This window comes from Bifidobacterium sp. ESL0819 (assembly GCF_052606245.1).
The window spans coordinates 481,086-507,694 of sequence record NZ_CP199587.1 but is presented as its reverse complement, the minus strand read 5'-3'; the positions used below and the strand labels follow the sequence as shown (position 1 = coordinate 507,694).

At 51.5% G+C, this 26,609-nt stretch carries 15 protein-coding genes and 1 tRNA gene; 8 read left to right on the top strand and 8 right to left on the bottom strand.

Features of this window, described 5'->3' with window-relative positions:
- Window position 1: 1 nt before the first annotated feature.
- The 5 genes from drmA to ACUIAD_RS02360 form a co-directional block, all read right to left on the bottom strand.
- Window positions 2-3,334 (bottom strand): DISARM system helicase DrmA, encoded by a 3,333-nt coding sequence (drmA, locus tag ACUIAD_RS02380; protein ID WP_445343572.1) that lies wholly within the window; start codon window positions 3,332-3,334, stop codon window positions 2-4.
- A gap of 35 nt (window positions 3,335-3,369) precedes the next feature.
- The gene (locus ACUIAD_RS02375; protein WP_445343571.1) at window positions 3,370-3,837 is read right to left on the bottom strand and encodes a hypothetical protein; all 468 of its coding nucleotides are present in this window, start codon (window positions 3,835-3,837) and stop codon (window positions 3,370-3,372) included.
- Window positions 3,838-4,417: 580 nt separating this feature from the next.
- Entirely contained in the window at window positions 4,418-7,054 is a 2,637-nt protein-coding gene (drmD, locus tag ACUIAD_RS02370) for a DISARM system SNF2-like helicase DrmD (RefSeq protein WP_445343570.1), read from the bottom strand.
- Window positions 7,041-8,330: a DNA cytosine methyltransferase gene (locus ACUIAD_RS02365; protein WP_445343569.1), complete on the bottom strand. Its 1,290-nt coding sequence runs from the start codon at window positions 8,328-8,330 to the stop codon at window positions 7,041-7,043. The genes drmD and ACUIAD_RS02365 overlap by 14 nt, the downstream gene beginning before the upstream one ends.
- 124 nt (window positions 8,331-8,454) lie before the next feature.
- Window positions 8,455-8,721, bottom strand: coding sequence for an N-6 DNA methylase (locus tag ACUIAD_RS02360; RefSeq protein ID WP_445343568.1), 267 nt, complete (start codon window positions 8,719-8,721; stop codon window positions 8,455-8,457).
- Between the two features lie 677 nt (window positions 8,722-9,398).
- Between ACUIAD_RS02360 and ACUIAD_RS02355 the strand changes: the two genes are divergently transcribed.
- The 6 genes from ACUIAD_RS02355 (at window position 9,399) to ACUIAD_RS02330 (ending at window position 17,835) form a co-directional block, all read left to right on the top strand.
- Complete coding sequence (locus ACUIAD_RS02355) at window positions 9,399-10,094, top strand: lantibiotic protection ABC transporter ATP-binding protein (RefSeq protein ID WP_445343567.1); 696 nt, start codon at window positions 9,399-9,401, stop codon at window positions 10,092-10,094.
- The gene (locus ACUIAD_RS02350) at window positions 10,091-10,948 is read left to right on the top strand and encodes a hypothetical protein (RefSeq protein ID WP_445343566.1); all 858 of its coding nucleotides are present in this window, start codon (window positions 10,091-10,093) and stop codon (window positions 10,946-10,948) included. Before ACUIAD_RS02355 ends, ACUIAD_RS02350 begins: the two co-directional genes overlap by 4 nt.
- Before the next feature lies 1 nt (window position 10,949).
- Complete coding sequence (locus ACUIAD_RS02345) at window positions 10,950-11,774, top strand: ABC transporter permease (RefSeq protein WP_445343565.1); 825 nt, start codon at window positions 10,950-10,952, stop codon at window positions 11,772-11,774.
- 130 nt (window positions 11,775-11,904) lie between these two features.
- Window positions 11,905-12,636: a response regulator transcription factor gene (locus tag ACUIAD_RS02340; RefSeq protein ID WP_445343564.1), complete on the top strand. Its 732-nt coding sequence runs from the start codon at window positions 11,905-11,907 to the stop codon at window positions 12,634-12,636.
- Entirely contained in the window at window positions 12,624-14,132 is a 1,509-nt protein-coding gene (locus tag ACUIAD_RS02335; protein WP_445343563.1) for a HAMP domain-containing sensor histidine kinase, read from the top strand. The genes ACUIAD_RS02340 and ACUIAD_RS02335 overlap by 13 nt, the downstream gene beginning before the upstream one ends.
- A gap of 622 nt (window positions 14,133-14,754) precedes the next feature.
- Entirely contained in the window at window positions 14,755-17,835 is a 3,081-nt protein-coding gene (locus ACUIAD_RS02330; RefSeq protein ID WP_445343778.1) for a cation-translocating P-type ATPase, read from the top strand.
- Between the two features lie 646 nt (window positions 17,836-18,481).
- Here the strand turns inward: ACUIAD_RS02330 and ACUIAD_RS02325 are convergent.
- From ACUIAD_RS02325 to ACUIAD_RS02315, 3 genes are all read right to left on the bottom strand, one after another.
- Complete coding sequence (locus ACUIAD_RS02325) at window positions 18,482-20,362, bottom strand: ATP-binding protein (protein WP_445343562.1); 1,881 nt, start codon at window positions 20,360-20,362, stop codon at window positions 18,482-18,484.
- A 34-nt stretch (window positions 20,363-20,396) separates the two neighbouring features.
- Complete coding sequence (locus tag ACUIAD_RS02320; protein ID WP_445343561.1) at window positions 20,397-21,464, bottom strand: SIR2 family protein; 1,068 nt, start codon at window positions 21,462-21,464, stop codon at window positions 20,397-20,399.
- A gap of 1,652 nt (window positions 21,465-23,116) precedes the next feature.
- Window positions 23,117-23,189: transfer RNA gene (locus ACUIAD_RS02315), tRNA-Lys, on the bottom strand.
- Between the two features lie 135 nt (window positions 23,190-23,324).
- Here ACUIAD_RS02315 and ACUIAD_RS02310 point away from each other — a divergent pair.
- Complete coding sequence (locus ACUIAD_RS02310; protein ID WP_445343560.1) at window positions 23,325-23,888, top strand: GNAT family N-acetyltransferase; 564 nt, start codon at window positions 23,325-23,327, stop codon at window positions 23,886-23,888.
- Between the two features lie 1,163 nt (window positions 23,889-25,051).
- Window positions 25,052-26,086, top strand: a complete 1,035-nt coding sequence (locus ACUIAD_RS02305; protein ID WP_110452773.1) for a class C sortase — start codon at window positions 25,052-25,054, stop codon at window positions 26,084-26,086.
- Window positions 26,087-26,609: the final 523 nt, after the last annotated feature.

The following is a 26,609-nucleotide window of genomic DNA, read 5'->3' as shown; positions in this document are numbered from 1 at the left end:
ATTAGTCCTCCGTGTAGTAGTAGTACATATTTGCTGCGCTTTCCACATCGCGCATCGATCGTAAAGTAGGCTTTTCGCTTTCGATATGAAGTTGTTCATATCCGTTCATAAGCCTGCTATATTTTTCGGTTCCTAAAACGTAATAGCGAAGAGGCCTGTCGTCCTGCGTTGCCTTTGACTTCCACCAATCGATAAATTGGTCAATTTCTTCATTCGTATCAGCTCTCGCTGATGGCTTGACAATCCTTATCCGGTCAAGAATCATCATCTTCACAGCATTGATTTGATCCTGTGACAGAGAATTTATTGCCGCGGCATCCTTGTTGTCAGCCATTTCCGGGTATAGAAGTCTTATCGCGGAAATAACAAGTGCATGTAGAACACGATCACGTGCTCTTGCAGAGAACGGAGTGGCAGTTGTCCCTTCGACAAACCTGTAAAGCTGCGCATGGTAGCCAGTGAAGTTCTCGTAATGCGAAAGGTCCCGCGGACGGTATGCGTTATACAGTGTCACGACGAGTCCTGGGTGAGCACGCCCTATACGGCTTGTCGCTTGGATGTATTCGGAGTTCTGCTTCGGCTGACCCGTAACGACCATGAGTCCAAGCCGGTCTACATCCATGCCAGCTGCAATCATATTCGTTGCGAGGGCTGTGTCAATGCAATCCTTTGCGGTATAGGGCAGCTCAAGCTGGTTGAGTTTTTCTGGTATTTTCCATGACGACATTCGGGATGTTATCTCGTCATTCTTATTCAGAAAACGTCGTTTCTTGCAATGGTAGCGTTTTTGAATTCGCTTGATTCTGTCAGGAATATCATCCTGCAGAAGTCGGACTGTGCCTCCAAGTTCTCGGATGCTGTTGAAATATCCAATTAAGGTGTAGTACGGATCAATGACGTCCTTGTACTTTTCTTGTAGGGAGAATGTGTAGGCTGCCTGCAGAATGATGGCATAAGTTCTCAGCAAGGCCGTCTTCATAGACTGCCCAGGAGCACAAATCCCGACATATTTCCGGAATGGATCTTCTTCGACCGGGATTTCCCGTATAAAGAAGCTGTCGCCGATCTCGAAGCCATTCGGAGGGAACTGCTTCGTTGTATTCCTGGCGTACAAGCTTTTCGCCTGATTGTCCGCGTTTTTTATTGTTGCCGTGGAGACCACGTATTTTGGCTTGATTCCATCGTGGGTACACATGTCCTCAATAATTGTTTCATAAGCACCATAGACAGTTCCAAGAGGCCCCGTGATTAGATGAAGCTCGTCTTGGATAATCAACTCCGGAGGGAGAAACGGTTTCACTGGCGTGATCTCTGCAGCAGGAAGGCTGGCTGTCTTCCTGTGTTTCGGATGTTTTACACCAATCGCAATATATCCATGGCGGCTGCACTTGCGGTCAACTCTTCCGAACAGAGCGTTCGTGTTCACGTCCCACGGCAGCCTTGCGAACTTGTCGACTGTTGACAAGACGATAGTCGGACATTTTGCGTAGATTTCTTCATCAACCAAGTATACTGGAATCGGGATACGCTCTCTGGTATTTGGATATTTATAGAACTTGCAGTGCTTGTCCGAGCAATATATTTCTACGGATTTCTCGTCTGGCAAGATATAAAAATCGTCCTTTGTGAGGGGTCTGCCACAGAGTGGGCAAGTAAGAAGCTGCTTGTAAAGCAGATTTTTTTGGCTTTGTGTCTCGTAAGATTTTCCCGGCCTTTCTTTCAAGTCTTCGAACTTGTTTGGAGTCACCCCACCTCCGACCCAGAAACCGATGCTGATTGGCTCCGATCCGTAACGGGGATAGCTTTTCTGCCTGACAAGCTCTGCGGCGACAACCATCCTTGTGATGCGGTCACGCTGCTGTGTCGTTAGCAGTCTAAGCGTGTAACGCAAAATGATGGTCACACCGCCGTCATGATTGTATTTGTCAGCATCAGAAGCTCTCAGACGTCTATTGGCGATAGTGAAGGCCATAAGTCCAAGGTAGGCCTCCGTCTTTCCGCCGCCGGTCGGGAAGTAGAGTAGGTCGACGATTCTCCGCTCAGGATCTTCAGGATGCACGATGCCCCTGAGATTCATCAAGATAAAGGCAATCTGGAACGGTCTCCAGGCGAACTCGTTCTTTGGGTTATTTGGGTCGAGAAACTCTTCGAAATTGCATTCGATGCCTTTTCCATGCTTCTTCGCATAGTTCTTGATGCTGTTCTGCATGAAAATCACGCTGTTCATGAAGCTGAACGCTTCAAAAGAAATCTCGTCGGTCTCAATGATCTGGATGCCGTCCCGGATTCTTCGCAGTGCGTCTCGGCAGTGGTCGATGACGAGATTCCCGACCTCCCCCTGGAATTCCTGATCATTCATCCTAGGGCTGCTTTCCAGCGTTTCTTTAATCCAATTCTCGTATGAGTCGGCAAGCGTGTTCAGCTTGTGTAGCGTATCCTCCTTTTTACCTTTGGCTGCCATCTGCCAAGTCGAAAAATATTCAGAAGAAAAGTCCTTGAGTGCAGCACTGACACCGGGATACTCATATTCCGGAATGAATGCAGATTCAACATAATTGGTTCGGCTGTTTACAGTATTTCCCCATACGGCCGCGCAACCTCTACCGCGTCCCATGATGGGTCGCTGTTCGAAGTAGAACTCATCAGTCGCAAGAACATTCCTGCAGATGTGTTCGGCGATGAACACCGCCGAACCGTCTTCCGCGTGAGCTTTGATTCCTACCTGGAACATCAGTCCCTCGACGTCGCTGGACGGATTGCTCCTCTTGTTCACAACATAGGCAGTAATGAGAGAATACCCGTCCTTCAGCGGGATGCGCGACACATGGACATGTACATTTGAATCCTGCACAAGCGGGTAGTCCTTTGTGCGCCCGAAGTCACTGAACTTTACTTGGACGGTTTCCTCCTCCGGGATCCTCTTGTAAACCGCGTGGCTGTGTTCCTTTCCGTCCTTGTCGATGTTCTTTTCGGTTGATTTTGTATAGTCTCCCCACGTCACATTCAGGCAGATGCAGTCGAGACTGCTTTCCAGGTAGAAGCTGATGCCGATGGATGACGGCAGCTCGAATTTCGTAGTGGATATCGGCTCATTGTCGTCATCCTTACCTGAAGTAAAGTCCTCGCCTTTGTCGTGATCAATGTCAGCTTCGATTTCCTGCTCGTTCTCGTCTGGTGCATTCTCATCATGTTGCGGTTCGAGCTTGCCGACAAGGTATGCGTAGCGCGGATTCTCATCCAGCTTTTCCTCCGAAGAACTTGGGCCGATCAGGTCGGTTCGGATTGCGTCTATAATTTTCTGCCGTACTTCGGCGTACTTAAATCTGTTAACCATTAGTCCTCCTTTACGGAATGTGTTGTTCCGAGGGTTTATTTGTTGGTGTTCCCGGGATGAATATTGTCAGGGGAGAGCCGGTACTCCCATGTTGTTTGATCCTGATTGGCTGTCGCTGCGAGGCTGCGCCACTGGACGCCTTCACACGCCTTAGAAGCAGTCTTCTTGTTATTGACTTCATTGAGTGCTCTGGCATCAACCGTGTATTTCACGGTCGTGGTTGCCAGGAGAGAGTTAGGGCTGTACCATTGAGAGACTTTCCAGAACATGCTGAGCTGATTCAACGGTTGCTTGATCAAGCCGAACATGTTCGGATCTTCCTCAAGAATGATGAAGAACAATCTCTCCGTTCTGGGTTTGTAATGGGTGTAGGTGCAGCTTTCAAATTTGATTCTTACCCACTTGTGCCTCATTCCATGTGCAACTGTCGCTGTAGCAACACTTCCAACAGAAGAATCCAATATAAACTCGTCTTCATTGGTGGCTATTTTTAGAGCTTTCATAATGAGCTTTCCCGATTTTGGGGTTGCGAACTAATTCTTCTTCCGGTCAGGGAATAGCTTTTTTCAACCTTTGCCTGCCTGATATGACCTGCATTACTGAGTTTCTCTGTTTTCAATCCCTCGATTTTGGGATAAATGAGTGTGTAATTATGGCCAAGTGAGAATTGTTTAGAATCATTGTTGCCGTTATTGATTGATCTCCAAGTAACAGTAACTATGAAACACGTTCTTACAAAGATCTCATACATAAGAACCCTTAGGTTAGAAGACCTCGTTATCGTCTAAGGAAATCCAGATACCCATCGTCTGCTAACAATTTTATGCAGTAGAGCGAGATGGTCTTGCATCATGAATAACCAAATAATATGATACATCATCATCGAATTGTTTGAATACGGAACCTTGCTGTATGGCGGATCAATAAAAAACATTTAACCGTCCAGCATGTTTCTGCTGCCCGGGTCGTCGTTTGTGGTCTCCGGATTTTACATAAGAATGCTTGGCTCGATAAGTTTCTTCTCATCGTATTTGCTGACTCAAATCAGCTCGGACTTTGCTCTTTCCTGCATGGCTGTATCGCTTAAAACTGCAGTATGATGCTAATCAGAAGAATGGGATTATCGATCTCAAGGTCCTTGTTGAACTCTGCTATTTCTCTTTCGCCTTCGGCTCTGAACTGACTATTCCGTTTATGGAACGAAGTGTGGAGCTCCTCGAGCTTCTTCTCCTTCTGTTTCGTCTTTTTTCTGATGTCCATCTTTTCGTAAATATTGTTTGAGGCCCGCTCTTCAGTGTGGAGAGTCTCGACTTCCGCACTCATTTCCTGATACTCCATGACGAGCTGTTCGTTCTGGATGTGAATCCAGTTTTCGATTTTGCGTCTGTTGTATTCCCGCACAGGTTCCGTCTGCTTTTCAAGCCTATTTAGCATCTCAGAGACGAGGTTCTCATGTGCTCGCTGCAGTATTTCGTTTTCCTCGTCGGTCGGTTTGAAATAATGGATGGCAGAATCGCTGATTTTCTCCAGTTCCGGCACGAGATCGTCCTCATCAAAGTCGACGTATCTCCCCTCGTGGTCGCACAGGAGCAGCGCCGGGAAGAGGATGTCGGTGTTATTGCACATCGCGCCGAGAAACAGGTAGCCGTGTGCGCCAAAGGCCTGTTGGCCCCAGCCGTCGACCTTCCAGTACTGAGTGTCCTTGAATACCTTGGGCTGGGGAACCTTGCCCCAGTAGTCGACTTCCCGTAGATAACGGTCAATGTCCTTTTTCCTTCCCTCGAGGGCCTGCTTCTTTGCGCCGCTACTTTCCGTGATCAGGATGTCGCGGAGCTTGCGCGCCTTTTGGTCGCGCTTCGCGTTCAACTTCCTGTCAAGCTTATCGAAAGCTTTATTGAATTCAGCGGTCGTATTGCAACGCTGATAGATGTCCAGCACTCTTTTCTCGAAGCTTGTGCCGGATTCCAGTGCACCGAGCGCAATGTCAGAGGCGCCGAACATGCCTTCGAACAGTTCAAACTTTTTTGACAGTATCTCGTAGACGCGCCTATCTGCCTCGTTCTGTGTGTTTAGCAGGTTGATGGCGACCACGTCGTTCTGTTGTCCGTAGCGGTGGCAGCGACCGATCCGTTGCTCGATCTTCATCGGGTTCCAAGGCAGATCGTAGTTGATGACCGTATTGCAGAACTGCAAGTTCAGACCTTCGGAACCGGCATCGGTGCTAATCAGTATCTTCGCGTTCTCTTTGAAATAGTCAACAATGGCGTGCTTATATTCGACGCTCCGTCCATAGTTTGTGTTCCCGGAGTTCTTCACCTGCCATGCCTGATAGATTTTCCGAGTCACGGCATCATTGAAATCGCCGTTGAACTGGAGGATATCCTCCCCGCTGTACCCAGATCTGCGCAGCTCAGCAGCGATGTATTTCTGTGTCCGCTTTGACTCCGTGAACACAACAGCCTTTTGTGCTATGCCATGAGCCCTCTGATACGAGAAACCAATCTTAAGTGCCTGTTTCAGAGCGGTGACTTTGGAGTTCGTCTTAATGCGCTTCGCCACATCGATGATCGCATTGACCTCGTCCATTTCATTCTGAATGCATGCCTTCTGCGCGGCGGTGTCTTCATCTTCGACTTCTTCAAAGCCGGATTCATCGATCTCGTCCTCGACAAAGCTCCAGAAGAGATCGAAGCCCTCCTGCGCGTCAGCTGACTTCGTGCCCTCATACAGCTTTTCGAGCCGCTTCTTCAGTACCTCGAATGTCTCGACTAAGGCGAAGCTGGATGAAGCCATGAGCTTACGGATAACAAGAATGACCAGCCCGCGGTTGGAGGCCGGTATGGAATACAGGTTCTCCTTCTTGAGAAACTGATTGACCCGTTCATACAGCTCGATCTCGTCCTGTGACAGTTCGAAATCTACGGTCTTGCAGATTCTCTTTGCAAAATGCATATAGTCTGCAACGTCTTTCCGAAGAGTTCTGTATAGCACCGGTGCAAGTTTGCGCTTTAGGTCGTCGTAATTCTCGTTCTTCATGTACCGCTGCCGGAACACCTGCTCTGAGCCGAAGATTTTCGGATCGATGAAGGAGATCAGTCCGTATAGATCCATGAGCGAGTTCTGCAGCGGGGTCGCGGTCAAAAGAATCTTTGGAATTCCGACAGAAAGATTATATAGTCTCTTCGCGCGCTTCGTACCGTTCAGGTTACGCAGATTGTGTGCCTCGTCGATAATAAGGGAATCCCATTTCACATCAGGGAACCGTTTCATCAACTTCGACGAGTAGTCGTAGGAGGTAATCACAATCTGGGAATTCTGCTTGTCAGCAAGCTTCTCGTGCCAGTTCTCCGCGTCATGTTCTAACGTGAGCCTGTCCAGGATCACGGACTTCATATCGAATTTGTCTTCAAGTTCCAGCTCCCATTGCTTGCGGAGGGAGGCGGGGAGCACTATCAGAATCTTTTTCGCTCCAGATTCCTGCATGTAGCGCAGGACGAGTCCCGCTTCGATTGTCTTTCCAAGTCCAACCTCGTCAGCAAGCACTATGCCGCCCGTTTTTATTGCGTCGATGGCAGCGCAGAAGGCGTTGGCCTGGTGAGGGTTCGGATCAATATGGGATTCGTTTGCAAGAAGAAAGTGGAAAGGTGATTTTTTCAGTTCCATGCGCTTGAACCTGCTGTACTGCTCGAGGATCAGGTTTCCGTTTTTATCGCTGTCCATTAGTGTCCTCCCCCTGAAGCTGTGCGAGAATTCCTTCTGCAATGCCTTTTGCCATCAGGGGAGGCACGGCGTTGCCGATCTGCACAAACTGTGATGTACGCGACCCCTCGAAGTAATAGCTGTCGGGGAATGACTGTATGCGTGCCGCTTCCCGCACAGTGATGGACCGATGCTGGTTGATATCCGGATGGATGAAGTAGTGGCCGTCCTTGGAGAGGTGCGCCAGTATCGTGTGGCAGAAGTGCTCGTCTCCCTCGACTATCTTGAAGCGGTCGATGAAGGAGCGCCGGTTCCTATGCGTCTTCAGTTCCTCGGGCAGGTCGTTGTAGTTGAGACGCTTATGCCCGTCGTTCCACAGCTCTATAACTCTTTCATATATCCTTATGTCCCGCTCGATGTTCGGTCGGCAGTTCTGAAGGGTCAGGACGTCGTCTTTCGTCCGGATGCCGGTCTCAGTCACGTATCTGCTCGGCCTTGTCTTTGAATAGGTGTTATTGCTTTCGCCGGGATGCAGTTTCGGAAGGTCCGTGAACAGGTCGTTCACCACGGCATCCGACTTTTTCCTCACAAAGTCCGGGTATGCCAGGCCGCTGTTTTTGAGCCAGCCGACGATGATCATTCTCCGCCTGTTCTGTAGGACGCCGAAGTTCTGTGCGTTCTGCTCTCGGCATTCGATTTCGTATCCGACGCGCTTGAGGTACTTCTGCAGGTTCTTCCAGATGGTGCCGCCCTGGGCTGTCTCGATGCCGGTCACGTTCTCGAATACGAACATGCGCGGCTGGTATTTCTTAAGGAATCGTCCATACAGCTTATACAGGTAGTTGCGCGGGTCGTCCTCCATCGGGGTCCCCATGTGGCTGCTCTGTGCTCTGCCGACGATAGAGTAAGCTTGGCAGGGCGGGCCGCCAACAATCACGTCTATATTCTTAATGCCGCGCATCTTTATGACGCCGTCGATGGTCTTGAAGACGGAGGGAAGTGTCTCATTCGACAATGTCTGGTTGATAACAGTCTTTGTCACGGTTGCAGGGATCTGCTTCATGAACTCGTTACGGTTGATTTTCTTGGATAGATATTTTTTGTAAAGAGCGAGATTGTCAGTGTTCTTCAGATAGTAGTATGCACTGCGGGTTTCAAGCGTCTTTGCGGCGTACTTGTCCATCTCGACATGCGCAATCGGCCTGAAGCCTGCCTGAAGGAATCCCTCGGACAGGCCTCCAGCCCCCGCGAAGAGATCTATAAAATTGCAGTTACTCTGCTTATCCGCCCGTAGCATGCATTTTCCTTACAATCTTTGTTTCAATTACCGTACGGTATGGATACGACCTGTACGTTCAAATGAGACTGTCGGTCATCTTTTTTCCTGCATCGTGCCTTGTCCCGAGGAAATCCTTCTTTTCTTATATCTTATTAACACGGATATTGCCGACTAGGGCAGTTCTGGCCAGCAGTTCCGAGACCGCTTGGGGCGTAAAGAGCTCAGCGTCGGATTTGCCTGTCCGAGAAGAGTACACGTCCGTTGGAGATTCATAAGCATCACCGGAGGTGTCTATCTGAGCATTGTCATCTGACCCAAGCTGGATGCCACCAATAGCGCGTAGCAGTCTATGGAGATTCTTGTTGCGGTTGACCAGGGTGGGGCCGAGTTTGTTGCTGTCGATGTCCAAGCCGTCGAAATGTCCTCTGAAGTTATCTTCACTAGCTGTCCTAAAACTGATCTATCAGTATTTTTGAATATTCTGTACAGAGGCTTGTTCAGAATTTCAGCCAGAGGAGCATTAGTCTGTATCTTGGCAAACAGACCAAAAAGAAGAATGGGAAACTCTTTTCTACTGCCTTGTTGCTGCCGGAGTTCTGTCTGCTTGTCAGACAGCTGTGCATAGTCAAAATAGCTATTGCATGCTACGTGTTTGGCTGCATTAAATAGTCGCTCAGATTTTCTGATATGGACTAGTAGAAGAGCAGTCTAAGAATGTAGGACTTGAAACCAAGGCCGTCCATAAAAGCTCGCAACTCGTTGGCCGTTCTTAAGATGGTCTTGTGCAGTTCTGCACCGTTGACTCTCCTTGGTATTTGGCATTCTTTGTGTTCTAGGTGCTCCTGTATGTACGATATTCGATAGATAATGAAGCCATCGGTCAGACCGTACTTATTAACAGTCTCAGTATTTGTTTATTGATCTCGACAGAGAATGATCAAATCAATCAGTCTGATAAAGCCGGCAGGAATAGCATGGTTGCCTCGACTTAATAGCTGTGTGAGAATTCGTTCCTGCTCCTTTATCTTTCTTTATTTTCGGTCTTTAGTCTGGCTCCTGCCACACGGAAACGAATAGGAGCTGACCATGCGTTACATATTGCGGACCGAGGGGCTGACCAAGGTCTTCAGCCACGGGCAGAGGGCCGTCGATCAGGTGTCCCTGCATGTTCCTGAGGGCGGGGTCTACGGGCTCCTGGGCCCAAACGGGGCTGGCAAATCCACCACCCTGAAGATGGTCACAGGCATGCTGCACCCCACTGGCGGATCCATGATTTTGGATGGGCACCCCTGGTCGCGGCAGGACCTCTACGACATCGGCGCCCTGATCGAGCAGCCGCCCGTCTACCCCAACTTGACGGCCCGTCAGAACCTCAAGGTGCGCACAACCCTGTTTGGCCTGCCTGATGAGCGGATCGACCAGGCGCTCTCCATTGCCGGGCTGAGCGATACGGGCTCCAAGAAGGCTGGGCAGTTCTCCTTGGGTATGAAGCAGCGCCTGGGGATAGCCAACGCCATTCTGACCAAACCCCGTCTGCTGATCCTGGATGAGCCCACCAACGGGCTGGATCCGCTGGGCATCGAGGAGCTGAGGGGGATGATCCGCAGCTTCCCGCAGCAGGGGATGAGCGTGATCGTCTCCAGCCATATCCTCTCCGAGGTGTCAATCCTGGCGGATCATGTCGGCATCATCGCCGACGGTCGCTTGGCCTACGAGAATGAACTGCACGCCGGAGAGGACCTGGAGGGGCTGTTCATGGACGTGCTCAGGAGGTCGCGATGAACGAGATGAATGCCAACCAATTCGACCAGCAGGATACGGCTACTTCAGACGCCCGAGTCGTGAAAAAGGCTGGAACACAGGGTGAGAGCATTTCCTTTGGCAGGATCCTGGCAGCGGAGATCATGAAGGGCCGGTCGGCCGCACCCAGGCGGATGGCCTTGGCCTTTCCTCTGGTGCTCATTATTATTGTGGCGTGCTTCGCGTTCGGGCTGCATGTCTGGATGCCCTCCTGGGTCAACTACTGGTATGTCCTGCTTCTTCCGGCCATGACTGCCCTGATAAGCGTCGCCGTGGCGAACATTGACGGCAAACAGCAGTGGAGAACCACTCTGGCCCTGCCCGCCGCGCCCGCTCTGATCTGGTGGGGCAAGATCGTCTACTGTCTGCTTCTGGTCGGCATCGCCACCCTGCTGGCTCTGGGTCTGCCAGCACTTATAGTCGCCGTTTCCTGGGTCGAGGGTCCCTCCCTAGTCGACTTCGTAGTCAGTGCCCTGATGCTGGTCCTGGCCTGCTCCTGGATGATACCGACGGTACTGGCACTGACCGCCCGGTTCGGTGTTCTGATCGGATTCGGTCTGCCTTACATGGTGGACCTGCTGGTCTCGATCACCTTCTGGGGAAACCAACGGCTATGGTCCTTCCTGCCGCCTGCCGCCATGATCAACCTGCCGGTGCCCTTCATGAAGGTCATGCCTGATGGCGTGCCTCTAGAGACCGAGGACAACAGCCCGATCAAGGCTGCGCTGTCTGTCTTCGGCGGGCAGAGTCTGACGGCCTTGGTGGTCTGCCTGGTCTGGTTCCTGCTCCTGTCCGTCCTGACAGGAATCTGGTTCTCGCGGAAGGAGACCAACTGACATGACTGGAATGACAGTCGGCCGGGTTGTGGCCTCTGAAATCGTGCGATTGCATGGATCTGTGCTTATCGCCATCCATGTCGTCTGCGGACTGGCGGCCGGCCTCATCTGTAGCGCCTACTTCGCTGCAGCTCCCTATGATCCTGGTCTGGAGACTGATGCCTTCTTCCAGGTCTTGGGCGCCTTCATGCCCCTGATGGCCGCCATCGTCGTTGCCATAAACATCGAGACTGAGCGTGAGGCTGGCGACATGGCCAACCTTCTGGGGATTCCCAGCCGCCGTCTGGGTCTGGCAGCCAAGATCCTGGTGCTTTGGCTTCTGGGGTTGCTGGCTCTGGCCTTAGCGGCTTTGGCATACTGCCTACCCATGGCTTTGGCAGGCGGAGCGGGCGCACCAATCTCGGCCGTCGCGCTCGCCACTTTGGGCATGGCCGGTGGTTCCCTCTGCCTCTACCTTTTCTCCATCGCTCTGGCCCTGCGCTTTGGCAGAAACACGACCATCGCCATTGGGGTCCTGGGCACTGGGATATCCATCAGTTCCCTTGGCGGCCTTTTCAATGGTCTGTACGGCCGTACTTTATCCGGTGTCGAGAGCACTCCTGGGATCAGCCAGTGGATACCCTTCACCTGGCCTACCAGGTTCGGTTCCCTGGGAATCGAACAGGCTCTGGCCTTGACTATGCCGGGAGGGGAAGGTCTGCGTGCTTCAATCGGCGTGACGGCTCTGGACAATCTGGTCCCCTGCCTGGTCCTCACCCTGACCTTGGGCCTGACCCTTCTGCTCTGGATCGGCAGGTTCGAGGATCGGCGCAAGGTCAGCGATTAGACTGGATTGCAGGGCCTCCGTCCGTGAGAAATCTGTCCTAGGAATCAGGCCTGCAAGACACCTGGCCCACAAGGCGTTCATTCTCGAAAGCGGGTGGGCTGAGTCTGCAAGCGCAGAAAAGGAGCCAATCGTGGCTGACGTGCACGCCGAAGGTTCCCCCGGGAGCAATCGGCATCGGGCATCCATCCTGGTGGTGGACGACGATACAAGGATCACGACCCTGCTGATGGCTGCCCTGTCCAAGGACGGCTATGCCGTGACTGTGGTCAACGAGTCGCGGAAGGTCGTAAACATGGACCTGTCTTCGATCGACCTGATCCTCTGCGATGTCATGATGCCCCACTTGGACGGCTTTGCCCTTTTGACTTTCATCAGGGAACGGGTATCCTGCCCGATCATCTTCCTGACGGCCAAGACTGACGAGGACAGCGCGGTCCTGGCTTATGGCCTGGGCGCCGACGATTACATACGTAAGCCTTTCGGCATTGCCGAACTTCGAGCCAAGGTCAGGGCGCGGCTGTCTCAAGGCAGTCGTCGCGGGCGTCCCCTCCTGCATTTCGGCCCCTTGGACATGGACCTTCAGGCGCGGCAGATCAGAGTGGACGGGCGCAACGCCAATCTGACGGATGCAGAATACCGCATATGCGCCCTGCTGGCAGAGCATCCAGGGAGGGCCTACGCGCCCATGCAGATATGGGAGGCCTGCCTGGCTGCAGAGGATGATCCGGCAGCCGATGATACGGACAGCGATGCCACGGCTGCTGTCAGAGTGCATCTGAGCAATGCCCGGCGCAAGCTTAAGGCCCTGGGGGTGGACCCCATTAGGACCATCTGGTCGGTGGGTTACCAATGGGTGGCCTGACCGACGGCGTGCCCGAATCACCGATGGAACCGAGCATCAACGGCAAGAGCCGGCCAAGCCGCAAGGGAATGCCCATCGTTCTGCTGATCATCAGATATTTTCTCTATGTTCTGCTGATTCTGGCTCTGTTGTTCGCCGGCATTTATATGGTCTGGATAAACCTGGGGGCCAGGGGTGACATCTTCTGGGCCAACTATGGCGAGCAGCATCTGGAGAAGGTGGGGCAATCCATCGGCCGTTCGGCCGCTATTGACGAATCCTTGATTCCCGCAGCCTATTGGTATCGAACCTATGACCACCAGGGGCATCCTACGGGGGGAGATATGAAAGGCGGCATGGCTGGCGAGGCCGACCAGCTGGCTGCCGACCACTGGGAACATAGGGCAGCTAAGCCATCGGAAGAGCGAGGAAAGAAGACGGGGCGGCCCCTGGCCACTCGCGCGAAGCCGGATGCGACCTACGCCGTCTATGCCACAGCTGATGGGCGGCCATGCGTCCTGGCCTATCGGGTTCAGCCGCAGTGGGCATCCAGGCAGGACCGTGACCGCTATCCCAATCCTCAGAACCTTCTGCTCACGTCTTACGGGTTGGCTTTGCTGCTCACCCTCTTGTTGGTCGGGTTGCGGGCGGCCCATGTCATATCATCCAAGCTCAAGGTCTTCAACCAGGTGGCTGACGATATAGGGCGGCAGGATCTGGATGCCTCCCTACCCCGCAGCAACGTGCTGGAAATCAACCGGGTGCTGGAATCCTTCGACAGGATGCGCGCCACGCTGAAGGAATCTCTGGAGAAGACCTGGACGGCCCAGGAGTCCCAGCGTCGGCAGGTGGCGGCGCTGGCCCACGACCTGAAGACGCCGCTAACCATCATGCGAGGCAACGCAGACCTGCTGGGGGAGACTGGACTCAGCCAGGAGCAGCAGTCCTACCTGGACTCCATCGAGGATGCCATCGCAGAAATGGCCGACTATGCCCGGGCCATCAGCCAGGGTTCTGTGGGCACCGCTTCTGGACGATCCGAGGTCACAACGGTTGCCTTGAGGAATATGGTCGACAACCAGGCCCGGGGTTATCTAAGCGCTAGGGGTCTGCGGCTTGAGAGTGAAGACCGCCTGGGTTCCGACACTGGTCAGATTTCCGGTAATTCCGCTGACCTTGTCAGGGCGATTATGAACATCGTTGCCAACGCAGCTGACTATTCTCCGGACCAAGGCCTGGTGAGGCTGACTTGGAGGCTGGAGGATGGCCAGGAGGGCAGGCGAGCCTTGGTAGTAACCGTGCGTGACCAGGGTCCAGGATTCAGCAGCCGAGCTCTGGTTCATGCCACGGAATGGCTCTATCAGGCCGATAGCAGTCGGCACGGCTCCGGCGGTCACCATGGCATCGGCCTGGCTGCGGCCCGGTCAACTGTGGAGAGTGCAGAAGGTCATCTGACCCTTGGAAATGCTACCGATGGCGATGGCGCAGTAGTCACTGTATCTTTTCCAGTGCAGTGAATTCAGCAGAGTTGATGCCGTTCACGGCAAACTTGGTGTCTGGTCAAGAATTACATAGTGCTAAAGACCAGGAAATAGTGTCAATCGTGGACCGATAATTATAAAACATCAATCTTTTAGTAATCACTTTAGTAATTGATTACTAAAGTTTGCCATTCTTTAGTATTTCTCCGTGACCTTGCCTGTCAGGCCTTGTTTGCCGAAGATCTGGCCAAGGGTCAGGTTGAGGAGCTGAATGCACGTAGGTTGGCAGGTTAGAGGAAGAGTAGCCCAACTTGCTGCTGGATTGTTCTATCCGTCAACTGTGGGAGGAGTGGCTCTCCGAATTGAGCCATCGGCAATCGACTGTGCCGACAAGCATGGGAAGTCGCCACAACGTCTTGTGCTCATCGGTATGAAACGCATGCTGCTTCGCCTCGGAGCAAAGGTCTTGACGACTTCGGTCATCTCTATGTATATTGTGAATTCAACTTGGTAAACATCCACGCAGCGTTTTGGCCTGGCCGCCTTTGATTTCTTTCAGCAGGCCCCCGAAGCGTTGACTACTCCGTGGCATAAGCAGGAGAGTGGCATGACTGGGTTGACCAGCGACTCCAAGCATGAACAATCAACAGATAACAGCATGACCCCGGCTGCAGGGCAGGACTCTGGGCAGAAGAGCAGGGTGGATGATCCCGTCCTCAAGGACCCCTCTACAGTAGGTGTCGATCAGGTTGCCCTTGCTCTGGACGTGGATCCCAACCAGGGTCTGGACGAGGCCGAAGCGGCTCGTCGATTGGAACAATTCGGCCCCAACGAGCTTGCTGGGGCGCCTCCTGTTCCCGCGTGGCGGAAGTTTCTCCAACAGTTCAAGGATCCTTTGGTCTATCTGCTCCTGGCAGCCACGGCCATTTCGCTAGTGGCCTGGGTGGTGGAGCGCTCGCACCCGGCAGCCGGAGGCGGCGAACCCCTGCCCTTTGATGCCATCGTCATCATGATCATCCTCATCCTTAACGCCGCCCTGGGATACGCTCAGGAGGCCAAGGCCGAGCGGGCGGTGGACGCCCTGGCGAGCATGACGGCCCCGCGTGCCTCGGTTCTGCGCGATGGCCAGGTGGTCAGCCTGGAGACCAGCAGGATTGTCCCCGGCGATGTTGTGGTTCTGGCTGAGGGTGATTCGGTCGGTGCTGACGGAAGACTGTTCCAGGCTGCGGGCCTGCGAGTGGCCGAGGCGTCGCTGACCGGTGAGTCTCTGCCGGTAGGCAAGCGGCCCGGTCGGCTTGACCAGCCCAAGGCTCTGGGCGACAGGACCAACATGGTCTTCAACGGTACCGCAGTCACCCAGGGTACTGGACGCATGATCGTCACCTCCACCGGCATGGATACCCAGGTCGGGAAAATCGCCGGCATGCTGGCTGATACCCAGGAGGAGCCCACTCCCCTGCAAAAGGAAATGGCCAGGGTCTCCAAGCTTCTCGGCCTGGCTGTCTGTCTGATTGCGGTCCTGGTTCTGGCGGCGCTGGCTCTGATGGAAGGCTTCCAGACAACCCAGGACCTGATTGATTCCCTGCTCATGGCTGTATCCCTGGCCGTGGCTGCTGTGCCGGAGGGGCTGACGGCCATCCTGACCGTGGTTCTCGCCCTGGGCGTGCAGCGCATGGCCAAGCATCATGCCATCGTCAAGAAGCTCAGCTCGGTTGAGACGCTGGGTTCGGCATCGGTCATCTGCTCTGATAAGACGGGGACGCTGACCCGCAATGAGATGACCGTTGAGCGGGTGGTTGTCCCCTCGGGACAGGTCCGACTCACTGGCACCGGGTACGCTCCTGAGGGAGCCATGCAGCCGGTCGAGGCCAGTGGGTCAGATGATCAACAGCTGACGGACGCCATCGATTCATCTCTGGTTGAAGCGGTTGAAGAGACTCTGATGGTCGGGACCATCGCCAACGACGGAGACCTTCACTGGCAGGCGGACCAGGCCAAACCGAATTCCCAGACCCAGTCTGGATCGGGGCAGGGTCACTGGCAGATTGTCGGCGATCCCACGGAGGTCTCGTTGATTGTCGCCGCTCGCAAAGTCGGAGCCGATGCCAAGGCTGATGGCTACCGCCGTCTGGCCGAGATTCCCTTCACATCGGAGCGCAAGCTCATGTCGGTCCTGGCCGCCCCGAATGGTGGCGACGAAGTGCGGTCGCGACTCTTCTGCAAGGGTGCTCCCGACGTGCTGCTTGGCCGATGCGACCGGATTCTCGAGAGCGGCCAGGTCAGGCCTATGACTAGTGCCGATCGAGAGAGGATACTTGCCCAGGTCAGCAGTCTCTCGGCGGATGCCTACAGGACCCTGGGACAGGCCTTCCGGCCTGTATCCGACCAGGAACTGTCATCGCTGACCGAAGCTGGTGAGGGGGAGGAGCTGTCAAGGACAGTTGGGACAGACCAGACGGACCAGTTGCCTCGAATGTTGCAGCATGCTCCGGCTGTCCGCCTGTCTGCCGACAAGGTGATCCAGGAAAGCGCCCATCTGGAGAGCAATCTGATCTGGACGGGTATGGTCGGCATCATTGATCCACCCCGCACCGAGGTTTGTCATGCGGTGGACCAGGCCCATAAGGCCGGCATCAGAACGATCATGATCACCGGCGACCATCCGCTTACTGCGGCCAGAATCGCAGGGGACCTGGGCATCATCAAACCCGGCCAGCCGGCCTGCACCGGCGAGCAGTTGGATGCCATGGACTCGGACCAGCTTCGGGAGACCACCTCCAAGGTCTCCGTTTACGCCCGCGTGGCCCCCGAACACAAGCTGAAGATCGTCGAATCGCTCCAGGATCAGGGCAAGGTCGTAGCCATGACCGGCGACGGCGTCAATGACGCTCCCGCTGTCAAGACCGCGGACATCGGCGTGGCCATGGGTATCACCGGGACCGAGGTCACCAAGGAGTCGGCCAAGATGATCCTGGCGGATGATAATTTCGCCACCATCGTCCAGGCTGTGCGAGAGGGCCGGGGCATCTTCGACAACATCCGCAAGTTCCTGCGCTACCTGCTCAGCTCCAACATGGGCGAGGTCTTCACGGTCTTTGGCGGGGTGGTTTTCGCGGGGCTTCTAGGCATATCGCAGCCCGGCATGGCGGGCGTGACTGTGCCGCTGCTGGCCACCCAGCTGCTCTGGATCAACCTCCTGACCGATGCGGCCCCCGCGCTGGCCATGGGCGTGGACCCACAGACAGACGATCTGATGGACCGCCCGCCCCGATCCGTCAACGACCGGGTGATCGACCGGGACATGTGGGTTGACATCATCTACATAGGCTTGGTCATGGCTGTGGTCACCCTGATTGGCATGGACATGCACCTGAGCGGCGGCCTCTTTACCGACAGGTCCGTCCAGGCGATCGGCCATGAGGCGCAGATCAGGGAGGCGCGGACCATGGGCTTCACCATCTTGGTCTTCGCCCAGCTCTTCAACGCACTGGCCTCCCGCTCCTCCCGCAAGTCGGCCTTCTTGGGGCTCTTCAGCAACCTCTGGCTCTGGGGCGCCATAGGAATCTCCATACTGCTCCAGCTTCTGGTGATCTATGTGCCCTTCCTGGGCGAGGCCTTCGACACCGTTCCCCTCCAGTCCCAGGCCTGGCTGGAGTGCATTGCCCTGGCCTCCCTGGTCCTGGTGGCCTCGGAGCTGCGTAAATTGATCAACTGGGCGGTCAGACGGATACGGGCGTGATTCCCGGCGCTTGTATAAAAATGTTTAGGATGATCTGCCCATTTTAAGGAGAGGCAGCAAGCACATCCACAATATTGATGTGATCACGCATGCCGTTAACTTCTAGTTGAATCTTGTTTGAAGCTATAAATTAAGAAAATTTCGTTGCTTTTCTCTGTCCGAGCGTTTCGGTGATATTTTGGCTCCTTGTTTATGTATGTATTTGCACAGAAGTAACTATTGGAACAATATGAAAATACCCAAGTAAAAATGACTATTAAATTGTGGGGATATTTCAAAGAAAATCTTGGTATTCTTCTACATTTCCAGTAGTAGCGAGAATATGATCAGATGTCAGCTGATGCTAGGTTTTTACATCAAGGCGAAAATCACAGCCTGTTTCAAATGGTATGTTGAAGTTTGCTCTCAGTGCGAATTTGCTATTATTCTATTTTCCGTTCAGATGTACGTGCTCACAAATTTTTGATATCGAGAAATCGCTGTGGCTTTTCGCATCAAGAGTACAAAGATTTATATAGCTTTGATGAGAAAATTAGAATGCCACTACTGGAGTTTATGATGAGAGTTCCAGTATGTGGCATGAGTTAGAGTCTTGTACGGTGTCAGACTTTGTTTTTCTTGTCAGCTAGGTGGAAATGATTTGCCTCTATTTCGTGTTATGCCATAACTTTGTAAGCAGGACATCATCGCTTGCCGGAGCCACATCTGTAATTTTATCAATTTGCGCAAAGCGTGGTACAGGGAAAGCTGTTCCTGTCAAGACTACCTGTCCTTTGCCCAATGATGGAATAGTCGCGAGGGAGGAACGATCAAGTGTTGGCATAGTATTCTCTAACATTCTTAAATCTCTGTCATTGACAAGGCGATGAATGATATAGTTATGTATTTGAGACAGGATTGTCGGTGATATGTCGGCTGGGCGCTGAGAGGCGATAGTAAGATAGAAGCCGAATTTACGACCTTCCTTGATGATTTCTTCGAAAGAACTAAGCCGATGGCTTTGCCAGTTATCGCTATTGTCGCGTTGGATGTCGCTAAGTATGTTATGTGCCTCGTCAATGATGAGATGCGAGGTTCCAGTAATTGACTGAGTATTTGATTGCACCTTTTTCTGTTCGCCATAGAGCATGTTGGCTATGAGCATAGGAAGAATGCGCTTGATTTCTTGGTCTGCGTGAACAAATGAATAAATCGTCAGAGGTTTTCTATTAGGATCCGTATTTCCAGTCTGAGCTTCCGGTACAATATCAATAACTTTATTTAACGATTTAAATCTAGTCTTCATCCGTGAAAACAAAGGACTTAAATATTGTGGATCAGTGCCATTATTCCAAGCGGTTGCATAAACTTGCTCGTAGAGGAAAAACACGTATAAGCGCTCTAGAGGGTTCAACTTAGAGAAGTTTTTTTTAATTGCCGCGCTTAGTTGCTGCCATCCTAATCTCAGCTTCCGCTCAGGGGCAATTGTTTGAGGTCCTGCATCGATCCAGTCAGCCGAATCTTTGCCCTCCTTTGGTATTTCCCAGTTACCGTTAGGATGATGTATTATCTGTTTAATTTTAGAGAGTTCAGCTGGCTTGCAATACTTCTCAGTAATTTCAATCCAGTCTTTAAACGCATCATCTCGTACAGAGTTGCCCGAGAGAATTATTTTTTCCAGTAGTCCCATGAATAATGGCATGAAGTTATCAGCTTTCTTAATTTCTCTGAAAAAATTTAATGATTTTCTGATAAACGGTCCTTGCACTCCAGGACTCGCTTCGAGCAGCATGATGAGTACGTCTGGATTGATGATGTAGTTTTCCGAGATTTTGACCTTTTTAGTCATGCCTATTTGTGTGCGTGTGTTTACATCGTAGCGTTCTATAGAATTTTCGGAGAATCCAAAAATATTTTTGTTCCGGTATTCGCCGTTAAAGTCAATGACTGTGAACTTGCTCTTCTTCAGGATACCTTTGTTGTATTTACTCTTTATTAGTTTGTAAAAGAGCGTGTGAAGGGTGTTAGATTTGCCGCTACCAGTATTACCGAATATGCCAATATGACCAGCAAAAAATGCATTTATAGGGATAAGTACTTCTGCTCGTTCCAGCAAAGCACTGCCAATAGCGATGCTATCTGTACCTGGTTCAATGGCATAAATCCTGGCAAGTTCAGACCGTGTAGTGATGTAAGCTTCGTTACCTACCATTGGAGCATATGAGCTAGTGACGGTGAACTGCTGATCTTCGATTGCGCCAAGCATTTTGACGCCGATGAGACGGTTGATGGAGTTTTTGCTGTATCTGTTGTCGAATTCGTTACTTCTAATGGTATTTTGCTGGTCTATGACCTTTTCCGAAGTAATCTTTGCAATGATCTTAACATCGTTCTGTCTGATGGTGACATATGCTCCAAGGCGTGGCCCATAGAGGATTTGACCATTGTGAATAATCTCATCATCATTAATCAGATCATAAGTGCCTATCAGCGTTCGGTCTCCTTCGACAGATATGACGACACCAATTACGTAGTTTGCCTCGTTCATGCCTATCATTCCCTAAATTATCGACTGTCATTGATCACGAGAAAAAGCTGCTGACGTTGTCGGGCATGAGCAGCCTTGTCACGGTCTTCAGGTCCAGTAGTATGCCCTTTGATGTGCTCTTGGTAACTTTGGAACATACACTAGCTAGACAGTATTTTTTGCGTTTAATTAAAAACTTAGCAACATCTTTTGGCGAGAGAATTATTAAGTTAGGGCTTAATATTTTACCAATATTCTTAGAAATTGTTCTTCTTGAATTACCTGCGCTAGATTTGCAAGTCTCATCAGAGTAGGCAAAGATACAAACTAGGAGTCCTGGATTTTGTAGTGCCCTCCGTACCATACTTGCTATGTGTTTATCTTCAAAGGAGAACCCAATAACAAATAGTATTGATTGCGGTTTATCCAGCTCGATATTGAACAAACGGAGCATCTCGAAGAAATGTCGACTCTCCATCGTATGCTGCGATTCGTATTTATCGGCTGGAACAATAAATGGCTTTTCCGTTTTGTCTACGGGGCGGTTACGCACTTCAATAAGTTCTTGATCTTTGTCTTGTGTCAATTGTATCCAATTAATGGATCCGTGTGGTTTGATAAGTCTGATCGTTGGAGTTTCGTGATTATAATTATCGAATTGTCCTCTGAGCGCTGAGGAGCGGTCATAGTTAAAGGTGTTAATATACCGCTTGAAATAGCCATTTGCTCCGTCATTGAAAAGAATGCCATAATTGTTCTGCATAATTTTATCCATAGCAGCTTCGACGTAGAGGTCATAGTTTGTGGTGAAGATGTTTGCGGATCTAGGTACTGCTCGCGAATTCGATAGGTTAAGAATAGAGATAATCATAGATATGAAACCGAGATATGCGTGAAATGTAACCTTTTCCGCGCCTGTAATCGAACCTGAGAGAAGATTAGCAGAAACACCGCGTATTGTATCAATGAGTTCATCCGGATGAAGATTGTCTGCAAGGGTTGGTATGGCAGGTTGCGAAGCCCCTGCTCCAAGAAGAAAATTCAGTCGTTTGCTATAACAGAGTTTCCGTAGCTGTTGTATATCTAAACTTAAGGTGGAATCGTTATCAATGTTTCTAGACATTTACTTTTCTTTCGTAATCATAATTCTTTAGTTTAAAGATACTTTTATTTTCTTCAACATTACATCATAATAATCAAAGGCTTAACTAGTAAAAATTATAGGCGCGCAAAAATAAGAGACAGGTTTTATTGATGATGATAATTGATTGCTATTTTTGCAAAACCAGAATTTTAGGGTATAAATATTCCATTGTTTTGGCATTATTTGTACTTTAATGCGTCTATTGATTCTCTCTAATCGATTTGTTTTTGATGGAGATTACTCAATAGTCTCTTTCCCAAATTGATCTTCTATAGAAGATGTTGAATCGACTTTAATGAGGCTCGAAACAGAGTCAGTAAACACTGGTCGTCTTGCTAATCGGTTGCACCCGATTCTAGCTAAATGCATGTTGTGGTTATAGGGATATTGTTGATAAGTAATGAATTATGTAGTCAGATGAGATGCCCTGATGACGCTTGACCAAAAGCTTCATGCGGGGGCGGGCGCGGGCAACTGTTAGGTTTTGCTTAGATTAGTCAAAATTAGGAGAGACAAAATAAATCAGCGGATAATTAGCATTCCTGGGTGGGATTTCGCTTTTGCAGTGATCTTAATAGTGGAGCCAAGCTCCCTAATAGTTTAGCGTATCCATAATTGTGCGTCGGTATGCCCGAACGTGCTGAATGGAGCATGGTGATAGTAATGATATTGTGAATTGCCGCAGACATGCGTCTTATTTCCTATAATTAATTCTTGTATGAAAAACTGATGTAGATATATGACGGTAAGAATTAGACCTTGCGTTGAGGTGGTAGTGAGGTGGAGGTTATCAGTTAGAATGCGTTTGACACGGTAGCCTGTAACTACGTATTCCAAATGAATATGCACTGTTCCCTGCTGGAAAAGAACAATCGATCTTTTGAACTTATGGTTGGGTATCATACTAACTTATATATCGTTGTGAGTATTTATCGCGCACCATTTCTTGCAGTTCATTCGAAGCATAGCGCCAAGCTATTGCGTGAGGCGATTCAAAGCTGTTCTTGCCTTACAATACGTCCATTCAATGCGCAAAAAACAGGTCCGGTACTTGTGTGGTGCCTAAAGCGGTTTAGTGCGTTTGTGCTCGCTGCACCGATAGTATTGTAGATTCTCAGATTTTAAAGCATGTTTGCGGTCTGATGCACGCATCAGCTAGTGGCAGTGTATGCTATACGTGTTTTTCCTCTATCGGGGAAAGAGTCATCCCGCGTATCTTAAGAACATTGATGGTGGTGGGGTATGAAAAGTGCACATTAGATGAATGATCTAATTCTTTCCTGGGCATGATGAGTCAAAATGCAAAAATGTGCCTTCGGCGCATTACCCGTCTGGTTATTGCTGAAGTCGATTAGCTGTGCTGCTTCGGTTTTTGGATACAGCTTGATTGCCGAGTTGAGTGAGCTGTATAGATGTCCCCTTCCTATCTGCAGAAACTATCAAAAGCTCTATATAGTTCTGACGGTTTACTCCTCCTCGATATCTATGTACGTGTTCTTCCATAAGTTCGATATGCAGGGGTTAACCGTATGGGGAAAGCTGATTTTGCACATTATGAAATAATATTAGTTATCTGGGATAAGAATGAGACCGGAGCGTTAAATTAACTTCAATCTACCCTAGCGTAAAAGTGCCCCCCGTGGGATTCGAACCCACAACCCACGACTTAAAAGGACGCTGCTCTAACCATTGAGCCAGAGGGGCAACATCTCAACATTACATGTTTGTTGTGGATTTTTCCAGTTCTGCCGCATGCCGCCTATTTAGAATGAGGTACAACTGCAGGCCGGATTGTTGTTGATAAAAGGGTGATCGTGAACTGGGCAGAGGAGGCGGACCGTGAGAATCCGTCTGGTGAGGATTGACCAGCCAGGAGCGGTGTGTGCTGAAGCGATATGGGAATATCTGCAGGCCTGCCGTTCTCAGCCTCGGGATGAAGCGGCCGGGCTCGGCCCCTTGGAGGACTGTCACAACCTGGATGAGGTTCGTCGGTCAGGCTTGCCCGAGGTGGCTCGTCAGGCGCGCGGCAATGATCTGCCGCCGGGATTTGTGCCCGCTCTACAGTTCGCCGCCCTTGAGCCCAGCGGCAAACTGGTGGGGATAATTCAGCTGAGGCTGCAGCTGACTCAGGCGCTTCTGCGCGCGGGTGGCAACATCGGCTATTCAGTTCGTCCTGGCTGTCGCCGGCGGGGCTATGCCGGACTGATGCTGGATGGCTGTCTGCGACGGGCGGCCGCTCTGGGTATGAGCCGGGTCCTGATCACCTGCTCCCGGTCGAATCTGGCCAGCCGCCGGACCATCCTCTCGCGCGGCGGGCAACTGGAGAATGTGCTCCCGGGCAGCTCTGGTCAGCCAGTAGAACGATATTGGATTGATTTGCCCTCGGAACGAGCAGATCGATAAACGAACTTTATCCAAAAGCAGTTTTCATGTTTGCTTCCTGGATAAGCACTCTGAAACGAGCTTCTCGCCAAGACGTATATGCATATCCAGCATGCGGACTTATTTTAAAGGGGTGCATCCCGAGAGTGTTGGTGAGTGTGTATCATTTTCTACGCACACTCTGTGCATTCTGTACGACGGCAAAGGAACCGCTATGAGACGTACATCTTCGGCGCGAAAGCCATCCGATACGGTAATTGGTTGCATATCATGATGTCCGATAAGCCTCTAGTCGCTGCTGTCGTCTTTTCGCGCTGGCATTAATCCTTGCGCATGTTATATCGTTCGTCACCGGTTCGAGGTTCTGGGGTTTATGCACTTACCCAGCAGCCTGGTTGGTAATGATTATCTTCATGATGATAGGACGCCGCCGGCGAAGCAGAAAAGACCAGCATCATTCGAGATGGCTAACACGCGGAAAGGGCGGATTGGCGAGTCTCGTTGATCGCTTGCGGCATCTATTCTCAACGCCGTTGCTGCTTGTTCGTACAGCATACTGTTGTCAGCGTTCAACCTCCCGGTTATCCAGCATGAGCGCATGCCGTTTAAATATGACTCTGGTATGACTCTGGGGGCAATCATCGCACTTTTCTGAATATCTGTTGGTTGGACTCGGGTTTCCTTCGTTCGTGGTATTGCTCCACTTGCCTGATGCGTCCAGATTGCCTATAGTGCCTTGTGCTGCCATATGGTGACGGCAGATTTGTGTTTGATTGGTGGCCTTGATGGATATGACATGGATCAAGGGTGTCAATTTGTACGGTTTCGCATGGACAGGACCGACAAGGTTATGAAGCGGCGGTTACCGGGTGTGAAGTTTGTGGACCTCCAAGCGCGTGACTCGTATTCGGTGTTCGTGAGGCTGTCGTGGTCGTTTCATGCGGTGACAGATGAGGATCCGTTGGTTTGATGAACAATCCCACCGAGCGGCATAAGGGTAAACTTGCAATTCAGAAGGTGCAAGGCCCATGTGGATTCCAGCCTTTGCCTGGATTGCGACCAGGCGGATTGGGTATTTCCAACTCGAAGAGTGGTGCGGAAGCGTCAGGGTGCTCGGTGCGCAGCGCAGTCCTTGCAGGATTCATTGACCAGATGACCTTGAATTATGAAAAGAGGCGACGTCCATGGTGCGGTCGGATTCCGTGGCCTTCAGTCAATCCCATGATGAGCCGGACCGGTTTCGTGCCCTGGTATTTCAGAAGGAGCCGCGTCGCGGTAGGGCCGCGCGCTGGCTGAAGATCTTCGCCATCCTGATCCTTGTGGCGGGCCTTTGCACCATCGCAGCTCCCTTCGCTCTGCAATTTGCCTACAGTCAAAAGCAGGAAGCCCTTGTATCACGTTCCGATAGTGACGTCGCTGGCTGGCCATACCCCAAGGCCAAGGAGGCACTGAAGGCTGCAGAGGAGTATAACAGGCACCTTGCATCATCCGGACAGCCGGTGCTGGGAGAGATCATCGACCCCTTCAGTGGCGGGACGACCCAAGGCCAGACGGCTTCAGAGAGGGATACCGTCTATCAGTCCCAGCTGAATCAAGGCGACGGAATCATGGGTTCGATACTCATACCCAAGATATCGGTCAACTTGCCCATCTACCATGGAACCTCCCAGAAGGTCCTGGCATCCGGTGCCGGCCACCTGTACGGGTCCTCGCTTCCGGTCGGCGGTCCGTCGACACATGCCGTGGTGACGGGGCATCGCGGCCTTGTCAGAGCCCCGATGTTCACCCGCTTGGACGAGATGGAGAAGGGAGATACGTTTTACATCAAGTCCATGGGCAAGACCATGGGGTACAAGGTAGACCGCATAATCGTCATCGAGCCCAACGATACCAGCAAGTTGCGCATAGAAGCCGGGCAGGACAGGGTCACGCTGATGACCTGCACGCCCTATGGGATCAATACGCATAGGTTGTTGGTGTCAGGGCATAGGGAACCGATGCCGGATCCTATCCCGTTTCCCAAGGATGCCAAGAAGGACGGCAGGCTCATCCTGATAATGACGGTCTTGTGCGCCGCGCTCGCCTTATTGCTGGTCAGACTGACGAGATCCCCGTGTCTTATTGTGCGGCACGCGGCCGGCGTGCCCGTGGAGCCAGCTGGGGGGCTCGTCCGGCCGCGAAGGCCTGGTACGCGGACAGCCCTCAAGCGAAAATCTTGACGGTTCCTTGGCGCGGAAGGTGCAAAACTGTGAAAAAGCGCGAATTCAGGAAAGGCAAGATGCGTAATCGTACCCTTTTTGTGCCGACTGTACATGGAGTGCTTATGAGTGAATGGTCGAATCCAGCGAAGGTGTGAATCATGCGAATGACCGTGACTGGATAATGGCGGAACCGTCGGTATGGGAGTACGGGAGACTCCATGTCTTGAGTGGGGTGCTGGGGTTCATGACCTGGTTGTGAGCGAACTCCAGGACAGCGGTCGTCGCATTCTGCAGAGCAGAAGGGGCAGCATTATCAGGTCGTGGTTGTTGGCGTGCATGGGGATGATGCGGTCGATGGGGAGAAAATTAGGCTAACCGTTCCCGAAGGGTCTGAAGGCTACGGGGAAAAGAACGATCAGGCAAGCGATGAAAGAGTAGGACTTTCTGCCGCCTTTACTCCTGCTTCAATGAAGTAATAATCAGTGATTAATAATTAATAGATTGTTAGTGGTTAATAATCAATAAACTGTGACCTTTTATT

Excerpts from the sequence above, each read along its gene's own strand:
- ACUIAD_RS02365 (WP_445343569.1), bottom strand. The coding sequence starts at position 8,330 with ATGCTACGGGCGGATAAGCAGAGTAACTGCAATTTTATAGATCTCTTC.
- ACUIAD_RS02375 (WP_445343571.1), bottom strand. The coding sequence starts at position 3,837 with ATGAAAGCTCTAAAAATAGCCACCAATGAAGACGAGTTTATATTGGAT.
- ACUIAD_RS02330 (WP_445343778.1), top strand. The coding sequence starts at position 14,755 with ATGACCCCGGCTGCAGGGCAGGACTCTGGGCAGAAGAGCAGGGTGGAT.
- drmD (WP_445343570.1), bottom strand. The coding sequence starts at position 7,054 with ATGGACAGCGATAAAAACGGAAACCTGATCCTCGAGCAGTACAGCAGG.
- ACUIAD_RS02350 (WP_445343566.1), top strand. The coding sequence starts at position 10,091 with ATGAACGAGATGAATGCCAACCAATTCGACCAGCAGGATACGGCTACT.
- ACUIAD_RS02335 (WP_445343563.1), top strand. The coding sequence starts at position 12,624 with ATGGGTGGCCTGACCGACGGCGTGCCCGAATCACCGATGGAACCGAGC.
- ACUIAD_RS02345 (WP_445343565.1), top strand. The coding sequence starts at position 10,950 with ATGACTGGAATGACAGTCGGCCGGGTTGTGGCCTCTGAAATCGTGCGA.
- ACUIAD_RS02355 (WP_445343567.1), top strand. The coding sequence starts at position 9,399 with ATGCGTTACATATTGCGGACCGAGGGGCTGACCAAGGTCTTCAGCCAC.
- ACUIAD_RS02320 (WP_445343561.1), bottom strand. The coding sequence starts at position 21,464 with ATGTCTAGAAACATTGATAACGATTCCACCTTAAGTTTAGATATACAA.
- drmA (WP_445343572.1), bottom strand. The coding sequence starts at position 3,334 with ATGGTTAACAGATTTAAGTACGCCGAAGTACGGCAGAAAATTATAGAC.
- ACUIAD_RS02305 (WP_110452773.1), top strand. The coding sequence starts at position 25,052 with ATGGTGCGGTCGGATTCCGTGGCCTTCAGTCAATCCCATGATGAGCCG.
- ACUIAD_RS02325 (WP_445343562.1), bottom strand. The coding sequence starts at position 20,362 with ATGAACGAGGCAAACTACGTAATTGGTGTCGTCATATCTGTCGAAGGA.